The sequence below is a fragment of the Ekhidna sp. genome, assembly GCF_965228795.1.
Taxonomy (GTDB): domain Bacteria; phylum Bacteroidota; class Bacteroidia; order Cytophagales; family Cyclobacteriaceae; genus Ekhidna.
Genome location: NZ_OZ245839.1, coordinates 341,096 through 358,438, shown reverse-complemented (window position 1 = coordinate 358,438; position 17,343 = coordinate 341,096). Strand labels below are relative to the sequence as shown.

Sequence of the window (17,343 nt, the reverse complement as noted above, 5' to 3'; positions counted from 1 at the left end):
ATTATGTACATGTAAACGTACACACGTAAAATTTTGTTTCCAAACGAATCATTTATCAATTACCTCTTTAAAATCATTCGTATTTTTCAGGTGACAACTATAAACAGCTAATGGAAATTAAAACCCCAACACTTCTGATCGACAAGGAAAAAGCGATAAGTAACATCCAAAGGATGTTAGAAAAAGCAAATAAGGCCAATGCTTCTTTAAGGCCTCACTTCAAAACACACTTCTCCGCAGAGGTCGGGAGTTGGTTCAAAGAAAAAGGAGTGACCCAATGCACGGTGAGCTCTGTTTCCATGGCGCAATATTTCGCGGATCATGATTGGGTAGATATAACTATCGCTTTTCCTTATAATCTTCTTGAACATGAAGAGATCAATCAACTTGCGAAAAAGATAAACCTCAATCTACTCATTGAATCAACTGAAAGTCTTGATCACCTTAAGAAGCATGTCAAAAATGCTGTAGGTTATTTCATAAAAGTCGATGTTGGTACGCATCGTACCGGAGTTGATCCCAGAAATGAAGAACTAATCGGTCAGCTGGTCAATGGCTCCAGCGATGGTGCGCAATTCAGAGGGTTTATTTCACATGCAGGTCATACCTACGGTTGCCGCGATTTAGAAAGCATCAAATGGATCTTTGATGGGTCTGTGAAGGTGTTAAGTGAGCTGAAAAATAAGTTTGGAGGTATTATTTCCTATGGTGACACCCCTACAAGCAGCTTAGTTGATGACCTTTCATTTTGCGATGAAATGAGGCCCGGAAATTTTGTCTTTTACGATTGGATGCAGCATCAAATTGGGTCATGTTCTATCGATCAGATTGCAGTATGCATGGCTTGCCCTGTTGTTGCCATTCACAAAGAGCGTAATGAAGTTGTAGTCTATGGTGGAGCAGTCCACCTTTCTAAAGACATGGTTTACGAAAAGGACATTCAGGGAAAAGATCGAAAGTGTTTTGGAAAGATGGTAGCTCTCGCTGAAAACGGATGGAGTACAGAAGTTCTTGGGAATGTGGAGCGTTTATCCCAGGAGCACGGGATCATCAAATTATCTGACGAGCAAATCGCTCGTGTAAAAGTGGGTGACATAATTGGGATTCTTCCTGTACATTCGTGCCTTACTGCTGATTTACAAGGACATTATCTCGCTACTACAGGTGAGGTGATTGAAAAGATGAAGAAGAAATAAATGCATAAAACACTTTCACTGTTCTTTTTTATTCTCGCCACTATCGGTTACTCCAAAACCGACCCGCCCAAAGACACAATCGATATTATGATCGGACAAATGATCATGATTGGTATAGGCGACTTTGATTTGGTAGATGAAAATGAGCCCATTTTTAAACAAATCCGAAATGGTAAAGTGGGTGGTGTTGTGCTTTACGAGAAAAACATTCTGTTCGAAAGTCCTAAACCAGAGCTCGCTCTTTTGGTGGAAACTCTTCAAAAAAATGCTTCGATCCCTCTATTTGTGAGCATTGACGAGGAAGGGGGACGAGTTTCAAGAATGAAAACGAGATATGGATTCCCAAAAAATGTATCTGCACAGTATTTAGGAGATATGGATAACCTGGACTCTACCAGGCACTATGCTAATCAGACCGCATCGATACTCAGCAGCTTTGGGATCAACATGAATTATGCGCCGGTAGTAGACGTCAACCTTAATCCCAGAAACCCGGTGATCGGGAAAATAGAACGCAGTTATTCTGAAGACTACAATGATGTAATCAGGCAGGCGTATGAAGTAATTGCTATTCATAACAAACGTGGGGTTGTCCCTGTATTAAAGCACTTTCCGGGACATGGTAGCAGCAGAAGTGATACGCATTTAGGACTTACGGATGTGACTGATACCTGGCAGTTTGAAGAGGTGTACCCTTATAGTGCGCTAATTGACAGTGGCGTAGTAAAAGCAGTTATGACAGCCCATATTGTGAACAAAACATTGGACGGCACTAAAAATCCGGCCACACTTTCAAAAAAAATTGTAACTGGCATGCTTCGTGAATTTCTAGGATTTGACGGGGTGATCATCTCAGACGATATGCAAATGGGAGCAATCAATAATGAGTATGGTTTGAGGGAAGCCATCAGAATGTCTATTGATGCGGGTGTTGACATGCTGATGTTTGCCAATAATGTCAAAGATTACCAGATGATATCAGCGGGTACCGTTCACGCCATTATTAAAGACCTACTTTTCGAAGGCATAATCACACGAGAAAGAATCTATGAATCTTACAAACGGATCATGAAACTGAAAACCGAAACAGGATTGTGTGATGAGGATTATTACCGCTCATTGAAAAATAAGCTGCGGGCATACAACTAGCCTCTGAATAAAGGTTGATTTTACTATCTTCACCAATCCATGATCCAATACAACCCAAAGTCGTGGTTCTCGCTCATATTTGACGTCTACAGCAGATATGTAATCCGAGCACTATTCCCTCTCATCTTGTTTGCAGGAGTGTTTACTACTGTGCTCTGTTTTCTATTCATAGATGTTTTGCAGATCGTCATTGTAGACACCAAAGCTTTTCACTCTATCCTTGGGGTAATCCTGGGTTTATTTCTTGTATTAAGAACTAACACTGCATATGACAGGTGGTGGGAAGGAAGAAAGCTGTGGGGACAATTGGTAAACGATACACGACAGCTTGCAATCAAAATTTCCACCTTCATCCCAGAGGATGCGAAGGAAGATCGACTTTTCTTTAAGAAAATGATCCCTAATATCACATTCGCTATGAAGCACCACCTTAGGAATAGCATCTTGGTTGGGGAAATGGACTTTTATGATGAGAAAGTAAAAGACAGAATCATCAACAGCACGCACAGACCCAATATCATCAATAAGATTTTGATGGAACGTGTGATGGATATGAACAAACGTGGATTGATCTCTGCTGATAAACTTTTCATTCTGGATAAAGAAATTAAAGGCTTTACAGACATCATTGGAGCATGCGAGCGGATCAAATCAACGCCTATTCCATACTCATACAGTATGTTTATTAAGAAGTTCCTCTTTATCTACTGCATTACATTGCCCATGACTTTTATTGGGGAGTTTGGGTATTGGTCTATTATATTAGTGGTCGTTGCTTTTTACTTTTTAATGAGTGTAGAGCTAATTTCAGAAGAAATTGAAGATCCATTTGGTAGAGATATCAATGACTTACCACTGGATGAACTTTGCGTAAAAATCAAAAAGAACATTATAGAAATTTTTAACAATAACTAACTTGGCAATCTTAAAACCTAATAAAATGAAATTCAATCAACTAAAACTTGCCTCTCTTGCACTATCGGCAGCCGTCTTAATTTCATCATGCGGTGGTGGAGGACAAGAAAAATCTTCTGAATCCGATGCTTCGTCTGAGTTTGATGCAGCTAAGGAGCAGGTCGCTGCAGATGTTTCAAAAGTACTGGAAGATCTACCTCCTCCATCTGAGGTTCCGTACATGTTAATGAGTGCCGGAGCTGATTTCAATCCGGACCTTATCAACTCCCTTGACAACATTGAATCGTATCAGTCAAGTGAATCAACAGCTGCACTTAATCTAGGCGTATATGCAACGGATATCGGATACCTTGCTTCATATGAAAAAGCAGAGCTTGCACTTGATTACATGGGTGAGTGTCAAAAGCTTGCCGCTCCTGTTGGAGTAGCAGAAGCCATTGATTACGGCATGATTGCTCGCTTCGAGTCTAACATGGAAAACAAGGATAGCCTTGCTGCAATTGTAAATGATGTGATGCAAAAGTCCGGTGAGCGATTAAGTGAACTTGACGAACTAAACAGCGCAGCGCTTTTACTTGCAGGAAGTTGGATCGAAGGTGTTTACATTTCTTCAACGATTGTAAACACGTATCCGGACGATCTTCCTGAAGAGTCCAGAACTTTAATCCTTGAGCCGTTGGTAAAAATCGTGATGGATCAAAAAACATCTCTTTATGATTTACTTAAAGTGATGAATGATGTTCCTGGAACCCAGGATGTAACCGATATGATCGCAGAACTTGAAAAAGTGAAAGCTATTTATGACGGTGAACTGGCTGAGGTTGAAAAGCAAATTGCTGAAAATACGGGAGATTTTGTTCTGAAACCAAGTACGCTGGATAACCTAACAGCTGAGGTTGCAAGAATCAGAACTTCAATTGTAGAATAATATTTATCCTTGATGGATTGAGAAGCCGTTGGTTATTGCTAACGGCTTTTTTTCATTAAAGGGAAGGGAGAATCCACTAACTTTAAAGTCGCCAACTAACCTAACCAGCCCACCATGAGTGAAGAACTTTTGAAAGCAATCATCCGCCTTCTAGTAATTGTCGCAAAGGAAGAAGGAGAAGTTGATGATAGCGAGATACAAAGTGTTCGAGATTTTCTTTATGAAAATGTCAGTCGCGATGACACCCGTTATTACCTGGGCATTCTGGATGAGTATGTCAAAGAAATTGATACGGGAAAAGGAAAAGATGACTATGCTCAAATTGAGAAAATTACCACCAACATAAACAACGAACTCACTCAGCAGCAAAAGTTGGTTGTAATGGTGCGCTTGATGGAGTTGATCATCGCTGATGGCATAATCACTGAAAGGGAGAACGAGCTTCTTAACCTGATCGGAAAACATTTCAAGTTTGATCATGAAACGGTCAATGCAATTACACATTTTGTAATCAACCGGGATCCTAACAACTTCCCGGACATATATTCCATCGTTGTTTCAGGTGCAGACGAGCCCGATAAGCCACGACAAATACACCTTGAAAACCTGAAAGGACACATCGCGTTTTTTAAGCTCCCCAAAATAGACACCTGCTTTTTCAAGTACTATGGAGGTGACATCCTTCAGCTTAATGGATTAATGGTTTCTCCCGGCAAGATCAAGGTGTTTTCAACAGGAAGCTCCATTAAAGGAAAAAGAACCGAGCGACTTTATTACAGCGATATTATCAATGTATTTAGAGACGAGGTTACCGAAACCAGTGTATCATTTGTCGCAGAGAACATCACTTACAAGTTTCCCAATGGAAATACCGGGCTAATCAACATCAATATTGCAGAGCCAAACGGAAAGCTATTTGCAATCATGGGTGGAAGTGGAGCTGGTAAATCTACGCTGTTCAATGTCCTTAACGGAACATCTAATCCTGCAGAAGGGTCGGTCAGAATCAATGGAATTGATATCTACAAAAACTCCAAGGAAGTAGAGGGCATCATTGGCAATGTGCCACAGGATGATCTACTCATCGAGGACCTGACAGTCTATCAAAACTTATACTATGCTGCTAAGCTCTGTTTTGATGAAGCAGAAAAGTCAGAGCTTCATGAACTAGTTAACAGAACGTTGGATTCATTGGGACTCTCAGAGGCCAAAAACTTGAAAGTTGGGAATCCGCTTCAAAAGACCATCAGTGGGGGGCAAAGAAAAAGACTCAACATAGGACTTGAGCTTTTGAGAGAGCCCTCGGTCCTATTTGTGGATGAGCCAACGAGTGGACTTTCCTCCAGAGATTCAGAAAACATCATGGATCTACTGAAAGAACTATCTCTTCGGGGAAAGATGGTATTTGTAGTCATTCACCAACCTTCTTCAGAGATCTTCAAGATGTTTGATCGGTTATTGATCCTTGATGTAGGTGGTCGCCAGATTTACTACGGCGATCCAGTCAAAGCAGTGACTTACTTCAAGAACATTGTAGAGATGATCGATAAAGATCAAAGTGCATGTATTGAATGTGGTAATGTAAATCCGGAACAGATTTTCAATATCATCGAAATGAAGGTGGTGGATGAATACGGTCGGTTTACAAACAAGCGAAAATACACGCCAGAGCAATGGTACGAGCAGTTCCAAAAGAACATTCAAATAGAGTCGATACAGGAAGCAGAGGATAAGCCCGAAAAATCACTGGATCTTCCCAATAAACTCAAGCAGGCTAAAATTTTCTTGCAAAGAGATGTGCTCTCGAAAATCAGTAACCGACAATATGTGTTGATCAATTTGCTGGAAGCTCCTGCACTTGCATTGCTTTTGGCCCTGATAACTAAGTATGCTCCTGCCGGAGCTTCATACACCTTTTATAAGAATGAAAACATTCCGGTGTTCTTCTTTATGAGCATTATTGTTGCGCTTTTTATGGGGCTAACCGTAAGCGCAGAGGAAATCATCAAAGACAGAAAAATCTTGAAACGTGAGGCCTTTTTGCATCTGAGCAAGATGAGCTACCTGTCTTCTAAAACGATTCTGCTTTTTAGTCTATCAGCCATTCAAACCTTGCTTTTTGTTTTGGTAGGATCCTTGATTTTGGAGATTCAGGGCATGAATTTGTGGTACTGGATCATTCTCTTTTCCGTTTCATGCTTTGCCAATATCCTGGGGTTAAATATCTCAGCGGGTTTCAACTCCGTGATTACGGTGTATATCTTAATTCCACTGTTAATCATTCCACAACTAATCCTTAGCGGTGTAGTCGTAGATTTTGATAAGCTCAATACTTCCTTTTCAAACAGGGAAAAGGTTCCGTTTATTGGAGAGGTGATGGCCTCCCGATGGGCTTACGAGGCACTTGCTGTAACACAGTTTAGGGACAACCCATACAATAAGGAAATGTATCCTTTGGACAGAAAGGTCGGGATGAACACTTATAAATCTGTTTACTACGCCAAGTACCTGCAGGAGCAGTTAGACGCCTGCTACAATAACAAAAACTATAAGGGTCGTGCCGATGATTTGCAGCTTCTCAGAACCGAAATTAAAAAGCAGCTTCGTGTCTTTGGAGAAGATAAGCTCCCGGTCGTTGATCAACTCACTGAAGAAGGGCTCGATCAACAGGTATATAAACAAACGGCAGACTTTCTTTCCGCCATTCGCTCTGTGTATAACAAGCGTAGAAAAAATGCAAAAGATGAGCTGGATGCCTATGTCGAAGAGAAAACAAGCACCCCTGAATTAACATCAGCATTCAATGCCCTACGGGATAAATATGAGAATGAACGGTTAACCATGATGGTTAAAAACATTCAAACCAAGAGAAGAGTCATAAGGTCAGGGGATGAGCTGGTACAAAAAATCTATCCAATCTATGCTAAAAACAATCATCCAGATCACGCATTGGATTTTCGCACCAACTTCTATTACCCGGAAAAGTACTTTGCAGGCAACTACATAGACACTAAAGTTTTCAATGTGATTGTTATTTGGGTGATGACTATCGTCCTGTTTATTGCAGTCTATTTTGATTGGTTAAGAAAGCTATTGCGTGGGGGTGGGGTGTAAAGGCATCAAGCTGAACCACACGTTTTTCTCCCAGTTTTAATTTTTACAAGTTAATTTCACAGACAGCTATCGGAAATCTTGTGGAATGAAACAGCTATTGTTGGCACTACTCACTATCACAGTGGGGCATGCCTTTGCCCATATTAATGCGAAAGTCTATCATAAAGAAGTAGATGATGGCTTTATCATATACGCCAGAAATAATGAACCCTGTGCTGTTTCTGTCATGGTTAGTCTTAAACTAATGAACATGGAAGCAGAAGAAGGGAAGAAAAAAGTGTACCTGGTTGAGCCATTGCAAACAGATGTGATTCTCACTAAAGTTTTCATAAAAGAAAGAGGTAAGTCATACAGCATGTCTTACAACTGCCTTATAAATTTTGGTGATCATAACCTGGAAACCTACGATAGTACGTATGAGTATCAACTACCTTTTGAGAAAGGATCGTCATACACCATTCATCAAGGATACAATGGATCGTTTTCTCATCAGGATAAAAAGGCAGTGGATTTCACCATGCCGGAAGGAACGAAAATAACAGCGATCCGAGAAGGTGTGGTTGTAAAAGTGGTGGAGAATAATAAAAAAGGTTGTGACAAGCCCAAGTGCATTGACTTTGCCAACTACATCATTGTGCAACATCCGGATGGCACATTTGCAGAATATTCACACCTGAAGAAAAATGGTGCCCTTGTTCACGTTGGTGAATATGTCAGTCAAGGACAAGTAATTGCTCAAAGTGGCAACACCGGTTGGAGTACCGGGCCTCACCTACATTTAGAGGTCTTTTTGCAGCGCATGACTAGGCGCGAAACAATCAAAACAAAGTTTCTTGTTGGAGACGGTCAAAGTGCTGACTATCTAAATGAAAAAGAGACGTACGAACGCAACTATTAGTCAATCGTTAGATTGGCACATTCACATGACGTTCTGCATGGTATGAGGATCTTACCAACGGCCCTGACTCTACGTATTTAAGCCCTCTTTTGAGTCCTTCTTCTCGGAAGTGATCGAATTTATCCGGATGAACAAATTCGGCAACTTCTATGTGTCTTTTTGTCGGCTGAAGGTATTGTCCAAGAGTCAAAATGTGAAGACCATGTTCCACCAGATCGTCCATTGCTTTGTAAACTTCCTCATCCGTTTCGCCAAGGCCCAGCATGATACCTGACTTGGTACGCTTGCCTGCTTCGTAGGTCAGTTTGATTTGCTCCAGACTTCTATGATACTTAGCTTGTGGGCGAACCCTTCTATATAGGCCTTCGACGGTTTCCATGTTGTGTGAAACCACTTCCTGTCCTGCTTCGATCATACGATATAGTGCATCCCAGTTTCCTTTTACATCCGGGATCAGTGTTTCAATGGTGGTCTCCGGAGAAGCTTTCTTCGTTTCCACGACGGTCTGATACCAAATCTCAGCACCTCTGTCTTTCAGCTCATCCCTGTTTACAGATGTAAGCACCGCATGTTTAACTCCCATCAGTTTGATGGCTTCAGCTACACGCTTTGGCTCCTCCTCGTCATATTCCGGAGGCCTTCCGGTAGCCACTGCACAAAACGTACAGCTTCTGGTACAGACATTTCCTAGAATCATAAACGTAGCTGTTCCTTCTCCCCAGCACTCGCCCATATTTGGGCAGTTACCACTCTCACAAATCGTGTGAAGTTTGTGCTGATCTACCAGCTTTCTCACCTTGGCATAGTTCTCCCCCACAGGCAACTTCACTCGCAACCAATTCGGTTTTTTCTTTCTTTCCGGTTTTTCTACAACTGGTAAATCAATCATACGCTACAATTCAGATATAAAAGTGCAAATCTAATCAGGACTAGGCGATTCCCCTTATTTTCGGGTACCCCAGAATAACGTGAAGAAAACAGAAGTAAAAAGAGATTTGTTCGGTTGGGAAGGAACAAGGATAATTTCTTTCGTAAATGCTTCCGCCATTACGCCTACTTCTACTCCAGCCACATTGCTTCTGTAGGTTCCAAACTCAAAAAATATGGAGCCTTTCGCATGGAGTCCGGGTGCAAAGCTGGATTCTCCAAGTCCCTGAAAAAGTTTTCCCGGTCCTGCTATACTTTGCGGTGATGGATGCTTAACCAGACTAAACTGGTCATATTGTTGGTCTGAGCTGAGCACGTAATATGGGGTAATTAAGCCAAAAGTTGGTCCTCCGGCAGCAGCAAAGCTGATTTGTACTCCTTGCTGGTTAGCCTTTCTAAACATCAGTTTTTCCAGCCCGTAGTTTGTTCGAATGGCATAGAGGTAATTGGACTTACCGTAAATGAACCCTGCTCCGCTTAAACCAATGTATCGAGCTTCGCTCGGATGCTTTACATTGGATAGTTCCAGCCCAAACGTATGATAGACGTCATTGGCTTTTTTCCGGCTATGCCTTAGCATCAAACCTCCGATAAGTCCTCCGTTAGTGTTTTTATTGATGCCCCAGATCCACTCCGACGTATATTCAAAATCCTCCCCATCAAAAAGCTGGGCGCTTCCTAACAATGGAAGTATTAGCAAAATGAATATGTACGTCTTCTTCATGTCTGGTTATTCCATAACAAAAATAATGCGGAGAACCCTAAAGTTTTTTTGCTTCATCGCTCAACTCCGAATAATTAATCCCCATATGAGATGAATCAAACACTGCCTTCCCATTTTTAATTAGGATCGCTTGTGGGGATTCATGCCTCACAGCGTATTTTTCAGCAACCTGATTAGAGACATCTCTATGAGCAATTAAATCCAAAAAATAAAGTTCGAAGGGTGACTCCCCTTGATATCCTCGCTCAAATCTTGACAGTGACATGGCACTTATGGAACATCGCGTGCTATGCTTAAAAAGCAAAACAGGTTTATTTTTTGAAACCTCATCTACTTCATTTAAGTCGGAAACATCTTTTAGTTGCTTCCAGGGTATATCTACCTTTTCTGATTTTGAAAATAAGCCGGACAACATATTGTATCTTAAATCTTTAGCAAGTTTGATTAATTCCAGATCACTCGCTCCTTCTTATCAAACTTCGGTTCTTTCACTGGTTCTTTAACCCCTTTTGAGTTGTGCTTGTTCCCGTGGAGGCGTGTCCAGAAAACATTCCATTTCCTAAACATCTTTCGCACTTTAGGGCTATTGAATTTCATGGCCATGTGATAGTTGCTGCTCGGGTGCTGATCGCCTATGCGATGGTGCCTGATCTTCAAATCTCCCTCCCACATGGAGGACTCCTGATAATACTTTGATTGCCCCCATTCATCCCTGTCTCTAAACAAACCGAATTTTGTCCCGGTATACCTTGGTTTTACTTTGTAATTAAGTCCTCTAAACGGATTGCCGGCTGAATATCTCGGATTTACTTTAAAGTCTCTGCCCCTAAAAGGCATCCCTTGCGAATACCTAGGGCTTACCTTATAGCGTTGGCCTCTGAATGGGTTTCCTTCCGAATATCTTGGGGTCACTTTATAATCCTTGCCTCTAAAAGGCATCCCTGGCGTATAGCGAGGTGTTACTTTGTAGTCCTTGCCTCTAAAAGGCATTCCCTGTGTATAGCGTGGAGTGATTTTATAGTCTTTCGCCCTAAAAGGCATCCCTCCTGAATATCGGGGGGTCACTTTGTACTTCATCCCTCTGAAAGGGTTGGAAGGAGAATACCGCGGAGTTACTTTATAGTCTCTTCCCTTGAATGGACTTCCTGCTGAATATCGAATGTTTACCTTGTAGTCCTTGCCTCTGAATGGATTTGATGGAGAGTAACGAGGAGAAACTCGATAATCTTTGGAGCGAAAAGGATTGCCTCCGGAATACCGCGGAGTAACTTTATACTGACTACCCCTGAAAGGATTCCCGAAAGAATATCTTGGAGTTACTTTATAGTCACGTCCGCGAAATGGATTACCTCCGGAATAGCGTGGTGACGAGGTGTATCTTCTCTCACGCACTTTTGCCGGTGAATATCTTGGACTGGTCCGTCCTGAAAACTTAAAGGGAGATGCAGCACTTGAGTAGCGAGGAGAAGTTCTGCCATCAGCACCGGGAATACCATCGCTGTTTTTTGTCTTCTTTTTAGATCTGAAGAACAAGAAGCCTTTACGCTCTACCTTCTTGGTTTTAAGTCTCCGATCAGAGTCTTCGATCAATTGAGCATCGGCGGTATAAACCGCCGAGCCAATTACAAATGCTATGATTAGAAGCCTTTTCATCCAAATACCTGTCGCCCAAAGGTTTGTAATTTAGGTGATAATCTCAACGATTTCGTCGAATCGATGCATCACCTGGTGTTTTGGGCTAAATCTGAATAGGTTCTCCCTGAGCGTTGAGCACTTCAAATTCAGTGAGCGCCTTTGAGCTGTCCTCCACCATATTAACCCAACGAAAATATTTCAGAAACCATTTAACACGACGTGAAAAAATACCGGCCGTGAAGTAAGTATACAAATACGGATGAAGTGCCACCGTGATTTTCTTCTCGTTTTGCGACTCAAAGAAATATTTGATGGTATTCTCAACCTGGTCTGCCACCTGAATAGAAGCCGAAATTTTTCCGGTACCGCTACATGTCGGACAAACTTCCTTTGTAGTGATGGAAAGCTCCGGACGCACACGCTGACGTGTGATTTCCATTAAGCCGAACTTGGAAAGAGGAAGGATCGTGTGCTTAGACCGATCGTCTTTCATTGCCTCTTTCATCTTTGCGAAAAGCTTTTTCTTATTATCGATCTTTCGCATATCGATGAAATCAACAACAATGATTCCTCCCATATCTCTCAGCCTTAGCTGACGAGCGATCTCTTCAGCAGCATCCAGATTTACCTTGAGTGCCGTGTCTTCCTGGTTGTCCTCTTTGTTGGATTTGTTACCACTGTTTACGTCGATAACGTGCAGTGCTTCCGTATGCTCGATGATTAAGTAACCCCCATTGAGCATACTTACAGATTGACCAAATGAGGTCTTCATCTGCTTTTCTACTCCGGTAGCTTCAAAAATCTTGGCTTTACCTGTGTATTGTTTTAGAATCTTCTCCTTATCAGGAGCAATCCCTTTAACAAAAGTCTTGATTTCTTGATACAGGTCTTTATCATCTACCTGTATACTATCAAAGCTCTCATTTAAAACGTCGCGCAAAATGGAGTTAGCGCGATTCATTTCTCCGATGATCTTGTCTCGAACTTTCGCTTTTGGAAGGGCTTTCATGCCCTCATCCCAGCGATCAACAAGGTTTCGCAAGTCAGTATCCAGCTCTTTTACATCCTTGCCCATGGCAACAGTGCGAATAATCACACCAAAGCCTTCAGGCTTGATTGAGCTGATTAGCCGTTGCAAGCGCTTACGCTCCTGACCATCAGTTATTTTTTTTGATACGTTTACCGTATTTGAAAACGGCACCATTACCAGGTATCTACCTGCCAATGACAACTCGCATGAAAGTCGTGGGCCTTTTGTAGAAATTGGCTCCTTTACTACCTGCACTAAAATCTTTTGTCCTTTCGTGAGGACCTGATTCATTTTCCCAAGCTTGTTGATGTCCGGCTCTGTTTTGAAACCTGCCAGTCGAGTGCTGTTCAGTTTCTTTGCCAGCGTTAGCTTGGTAAATTTGTTTAGTGATTGGACTTGTGGTCCTAAATCCAGATAGTGTAAAAAGGCATCTTTCTCGTATCCCAGATCGATGAAAGCTGCGTTCAATCCCTGAACGACTTTCTTAACTGATCCCAGATAAATGTCACCAACATTGAAGGTTTGTCCCCCTCCGTCCTGATGAAACTCTACAAGCCTTTTATCCTTAAGTAAAGCAATACGACATCCTTCGCGAGTTGAGTTAATGATAAGTTCATTACTCATAGCGATTGATTAAAGGGTGCCTATTACTTCTTCTTATGTCTGTTTTTTCTAAGTCTCTTTTTTCTCTTATGAGTGGAGATCTTATGTCTCTTTCTTTTTTTACCGCAAGGCATAATTTCTAATTTTTAAAATTTTTAAAATGTTTTAAAGGCTATTCAGGTAATCCCCTGCCATCACTTTAACGGCTGGTATGGAATCCTGTGTTGCCAATATTTCCTCCAAAAGCAGGCGTGCCTGCGATTGTTGATTTATTTCCATCAATGAAACCGCGAGATAAAGCTTCGCTTCATGGTCTGCTGGGTTCAGTGACACAAGTTTTTCAAAACGTTCTCTGGCTCGATCAAACTGACCACTTTGGATGGCAAGTAATCCCAAGTTTAAAATGGCTTGCCTGTTTGTCTCATCAACAACCAAAATTTCTCTCAGCATGTTGATCCCTGCCATCGGGTTTTCAGAAACAACCATTGTCATCGCCAATCGGTTCTTCACTACCAGATTATCTGGATCTTTATCCAGAAGATTTTGCAACACCTCTCTGGCTTTTAATGCATATTCCTTTGCTTGATCCGGTCCCTGAGACCTCTCATAAGCTGTGAAATAGATGTCTGCTGCCAATTCGGACGGCCCTTCTGACCATCCGTGAATGCGTTCAGCATATCTCGCTGCACTATCTACAATTCCGTAATCAAGATAGCGCCTCGCCAAAGAGTGCGCAAAGTTAGCTTTTTTATCAATATTTCCTTCCTCTTCAACTAATCTTCTTAACTCATTGATCTGAGTTTCAACTTCTTGAGGAATTTCCATGGAATGACTCTCTGTTTGAGTCACCTCCTGAAGCTGCTCGTTTTCAACTACGCTTCTTGGGAGTTGAAATAAAACGACAACCAATGCTGCCGCTCCTAATACAAGAATTAGTTGGGTTCTTGTCACTTGATTTTAGGCGAGTTTTTAATTTTCTCTACAAAAATTTTAGAGGGCTTAAAGGAAGGAATGTAGTGCTCGTCTATTACGATGGCGGTATTCTTGGAGATATTTCGCGCGATTTTCTTTGCGCGCTTTTTATTTACAAAACTTCCGAATCCCCGCACGTAAACATTCTCGCCATTGGCCATGTTGTTTTTCACAACCGTGAAGAAAGCCTCTACTGAAGCTTGCACATCTGCCTTATCAATTCCTGTTTTGTCCGATATCTCGTTTATCACATCAGCTTTTGTCACAACTGTCTGGTTTATAGGTGGGTGTTAAAAATTGGGAGGCCAAAATTAAATTTGCACCTTCACATAAAAAAAGGATTTCTAAATTATTAAGTCATCGAGGGGAAAACATTTTCAGAAAGGCTAATTAATTGGTATACAGAGAGAAAGCGTGATCTTCCCTGGAGAAAAACCAAAGACCCATATCCGGTTTGGCTTTCAGAGATCATCCTACAGCAAACCCGAGTGGATCAGGGGATGCCTTATTGGGAGTCGTTTATGAAAACTTTTCCTGAAATTGAAGACTTGGCCAGTGCTCCTGAAGAAAAAGTGTTGAGGCTTTGGCAAGGACTGGGGTACTACTCCAGAGCAAGAAACTTACACACTACAGCCAAGCATGTTGCCTTTGACCTTGATGGTAACTTTCCTAATAATTATTCCGAAATACTGAAATTAAAAGGAATTGGTCCTTATACAGCGGCGGCCATTGCGTCGATATGTTTTGATGAACCCAGACCTGTAGTAGACGGGAATGTCTTTCGTTTTGCTTCCCGATTCTTTGGAATAGCTGATGATATTTCGAAAGCAAAAAGCAGAAGTGTATTTGAAAAAGTGCTTCAGCAAGAAATTCCTAAAAAAGAGCCTGGAACTTTCAATCAGGCAATGATGGAGTTTGGTGCAACGGTATGTGCCCCTAAGCCCCAATGCGAGTCTTGCCTATTTCGTATGGACTGCTTTGCTTTCAGCACAAAACAACAAAAGGTGCTTCCTGTCAAAACAGGAAAAACGAAAGTCCGAGATCGGCATTTTCACTACGTTGTTTTTAAGCATGAAGACAAGTACCTTCTGAATGAACGAGTAGACAAGGATGTATGGAGTGGTTTGTTTGATTTTTTCCTCCTTGAAGGAAGTCTCCCTACCGAAGAAGTATTGGGAAATGTTACCGATCGGTTTGGGTTAAAGCATTCTGTAATCGAAGAGGTCTCTGAGCCAATGAAGCATATACTCAGTCATCAAAAAATCTACGCTTCGTTTTATCTGCTAACTATTTCCGGGGAAGATCAAAACAACGTAATACAAAACAGTGCGTTAAAGTCGTATTCCGTTGAGGAAATGCTAAATTTGCCAAAACCTAAACTAATCGTAAATTACCTACAACGAGTAGGCATCAAATAATTTGATATGTCAGGAGTAAATAAAGTAATCTTAGTTGGCCGTCTTGGAAAAGACCCGGAAGTACGTCACCTTGAAAATGGGGCAACTGTTGCCAACTTTTCAATGGCAACCTCTGAGACCTACAAAGACCGTCAGACAGGGGAAAGAAGGGAACAAACAGAGTGGCACAATGTGGTACTATGGAGAGGTCTGGCTGAAGTTGCTGAAAAGTATGTGAAAAAAGGTGACATGATTTATGTAGAGGGAAAGCTAAAAACTCGATCCTGGGAAAAAGACGGAGTGACCCGCTACACTACTGAAGTTGTAGGGGATAATATGACCATGCTAGGTGGAAGTGGCGGAGGTGGATCATCTCAGCAATCAGGGGATTACGCTCAGAGCCAACCTGCTCAGGAGTCAGCGCCAGCGGCTGATACATCAGCAGGAGATGCCACAGATGATCTCCCATTTTAAATTAAATTAAGACTACTTGGAAACATCATTAGACGATCCATTCCCCACGGTTTTTTTGAACATGATGGCAGAGATGCCAGTTTCGTTTTACCTGCTTAATGGAATAGTGGTGTTGGTATTACTGGGCCTGTCCGGATTAATTTCCGGATCAGAGGTTGCGTTCTTTTCGTTTACACATAATCAGATTAAGGAGTTTAATACCTCCCTTGATGTAAAAGAGAAAAGGATTAGTCAACTTTTACATCACCCGAAGCGACTCCTCGCTACCATTCTGATTCTCAACAATCTCGTAAATATTTTTATCGTGACCATTTCCACCTTTGCCACCTGGCAGATAGTAGGAGATGAAGGCAAACAGGGATTAACAATCGTTATCCTCACTTCGGTCATTACTGTTTTGATCATCTTTTTTGGAGAGATCATCCCAAAAGTTTATGCCAACCATAACGGAACTGCCTTTGCAAAATTGACATCAGGTCTACTGTTGCTTTCTTACAAGCTTTTCAAACCAATCTCCTGGTTCCTAATGACTATCACAGGTCTAATAGAGAGGCGTATGGAGAAAAAAGGCTACAATTTATCAGTAGAGGAAATCAATCAAGCGCTGGAGATTTCTGTGGAAAAAGAGGAGGTAACCGATGAAGAAAAAGGGATACTGAAAGGAATTGTAAACTTTGGGACTTTGTCTGTTAAGCAGGTAATGAAATCCAGAATGGATATTACTGCCATTGACAGGGAGACTCATTTTCACGAACTCATGAATCAGATCAACAAGACCGGGTATTCAAGAATTCCGATCTTCACCGAAACTGTTGATAAGATTGATGGAATTCTCTACATCAAAGACCTGCTACCTCACATAGGCGAAGAAGAAGACTTTGAATGGCAACACCTCCTTCGACCGGCATACTTTGTTCCCGAGAGTAAAAAAATTGATGATCTGTTTAAAGATTTCCAGGAAAAGCAAGTTCATATTGCTGTCGTTATAGATGAATATGGTGGTACCTCCGGACTCATCACCATGGAAGATGTAATTGAAGAAATTGTGGGTGAGATCAATGATGAATTTGATGATGAGAGTGATGTAGCGTACAACAAACTTGATAATCAAACCTACATTTTTGAAGGAAAGACCTCTCTGAATGATTTCTGTAAAATCACTGATTCTGATATTTCACTCTTTGATTCAGTAAAAGGAGAGAGTGAGAGCCTGGGAGGATTACTGTTGGAGATCAATACCAAGCTTCCAAGTGCAGGAGAAAAAATTCGTTTCAGGCATTTTGTTTTCACAGTAGTAGCAGTGGATCAGCGTCGAATCAAACGCCTGAGGGTTTATATCAATTCCGATAAAAGTAACGTTGCAGGGTTTGAAGATTAGTAG

General features: G+C 41.6%; 16 protein-coding genes. 9 read left to right on the top strand and 7 right to left on the bottom strand.

Annotation, left to right across the window (positions count from 1 at the left end; translation table 11 throughout):
• Positions 1–110: 110 nt before the first annotated feature.
• The 6 genes from ACQK2H_RS01545 to ACQK2H_RS01520 all read left to right on the top strand — a co-directional run bounded on the left by ACQK2H_RS01545 (position 111) and on the right by ACQK2H_RS01520 (position 8,200).
• Positions 111–1,196, top strand: coding sequence for an alanine racemase (locus ACQK2H_RS01545; RefSeq protein WP_425389714.1), 1,086 nt, complete (start codon positions 111–113; stop codon positions 1,194–1,196).
• Positions 1,197–2,345: a glycoside hydrolase family 3 protein gene (locus ACQK2H_RS01540; RefSeq protein ID WP_425389713.1), complete on the top strand. Its 1,149-nt coding sequence runs from the start codon at positions 1,197–1,199 to the stop codon at positions 2,343–2,345.
• Between the two features lie 39 nt (positions 2,346–2,384).
• On the top strand, positions 2,385–3,260 hold the full coding sequence (locus tag ACQK2H_RS01535) for a bestrophin family protein (RefSeq protein WP_425389712.1): 876 nt from the start codon (positions 2,385–2,387) through the stop codon (positions 3,258–3,260).
• 25 nt (positions 3,261–3,285) lie between these two features.
• Complete coding sequence (locus ACQK2H_RS01530) at positions 3,286–4,188, top strand: hypothetical protein (RefSeq protein WP_425389711.1); 903 nt, start codon at positions 3,286–3,288, stop codon at positions 4,186–4,188.
• A gap of 114 nt (positions 4,189–4,302) precedes the next feature.
• Entirely contained in the window at positions 4,303–7,302 is a 3,000-nt protein-coding gene (locus ACQK2H_RS01525) for an ATP-binding cassette domain-containing protein (RefSeq protein WP_425389710.1), read from the top strand.
• 85 nt (positions 7,303–7,387) lie between these two features.
• Entirely contained in the window at positions 7,388–8,200 is an 813-nt protein-coding gene (locus ACQK2H_RS01520) for a M23 family metallopeptidase (protein WP_425389709.1), read from the top strand.
• 7 nt (positions 8,201–8,207) lie between these two features.
• On the opposite strand, the gene lipA is transcribed toward ACQK2H_RS01520, so the two are convergent.
• From lipA to ACQK2H_RS01485, 7 genes are all read right to left on the bottom strand, one after another.
• Positions 8,208–9,089: a lipoyl synthase gene (gene lipA, locus ACQK2H_RS01515; RefSeq protein ID WP_425389708.1), complete on the bottom strand. Its 882-nt coding sequence runs from the start codon at positions 9,087–9,089 to the stop codon at positions 8,208–8,210.
• Between the two features lie 54 nt (positions 9,090–9,143).
• Positions 9,144–9,851: a hypothetical protein gene (locus ACQK2H_RS01510; RefSeq protein WP_425389707.1), complete on the bottom strand. Its 708-nt coding sequence runs from the start codon at positions 9,849–9,851 to the stop codon at positions 9,144–9,146.
• Between the two features lie 37 nt (positions 9,852–9,888).
• Entirely contained in the window at positions 9,889–10,266 is a 378-nt protein-coding gene (gene ytxJ / locus ACQK2H_RS01505; protein ID WP_425389706.1) for a bacillithiol system redox-active protein YtxJ, read from the bottom strand.
• Between the two features lie 29 nt (positions 10,267–10,295).
• Positions 10,296–11,504 (bottom strand): hypothetical protein, encoded by a 1,209-nt coding sequence (locus ACQK2H_RS01500; protein WP_425389705.1) that lies wholly within the window; start codon positions 11,502–11,504, stop codon positions 10,296–10,298.
• A gap of 85 nt (positions 11,505–11,589) precedes the next feature.
• Positions 11,590–13,140, bottom strand: coding sequence for an Rne/Rng family ribonuclease (locus tag ACQK2H_RS01495; RefSeq protein ID WP_425389704.1), 1,551 nt, complete (start codon positions 13,138–13,140; stop codon positions 11,590–11,592).
• Between the two features lie 144 nt (positions 13,141–13,284).
• Positions 13,285–14,070, bottom strand: coding sequence for a tetratricopeptide repeat protein (locus tag ACQK2H_RS01490; RefSeq protein ID WP_425389703.1), 786 nt, complete (start codon positions 14,068–14,070; stop codon positions 13,285–13,287).
• The gene (locus tag ACQK2H_RS01485) at positions 14,067–14,357 is read right to left on the bottom strand and encodes an HU family DNA-binding protein (RefSeq protein ID WP_089355061.1); all 291 of its coding nucleotides are present in this window, start codon (positions 14,355–14,357) and stop codon (positions 14,067–14,069) included. The genes ACQK2H_RS01490 and ACQK2H_RS01485 overlap by 4 nt, the downstream gene beginning before the upstream one ends.
• A gap of 93 nt (positions 14,358–14,450) precedes the next feature.
• Here ACQK2H_RS01485 and mutY point away from each other — a divergent pair, with 93 nt between their 5' ends.
• From mutY to gldE, 3 genes are all read left to right on the top strand, one after another.
• On the top strand, positions 14,451–15,509 hold the full coding sequence (gene mutY, locus ACQK2H_RS01480) for an A/G-specific adenine glycosylase (RefSeq protein ID WP_425393118.1): 1,059 nt from the start codon (positions 14,451–14,453) through the stop codon (positions 15,507–15,509).
• Positions 15,510–15,515: 6 nt separating this feature from the next.
• Entirely contained in the window at positions 15,516–15,962 is a 447-nt protein-coding gene (locus tag ACQK2H_RS01475) for a single-stranded DNA-binding protein (protein WP_425389702.1), read from the top strand.
• Between the two features lie 61 nt (positions 15,963–16,023).
• On the top strand, positions 16,024–17,340 hold the full coding sequence (gene gldE / locus ACQK2H_RS01470) for a gliding motility-associated protein GldE (protein ID WP_425393117.1): 1,317 nt from the start codon (positions 16,024–16,026) through the stop codon (positions 17,338–17,340).
• Positions 17,341–17,343 lie beyond the last annotated feature (3 nt).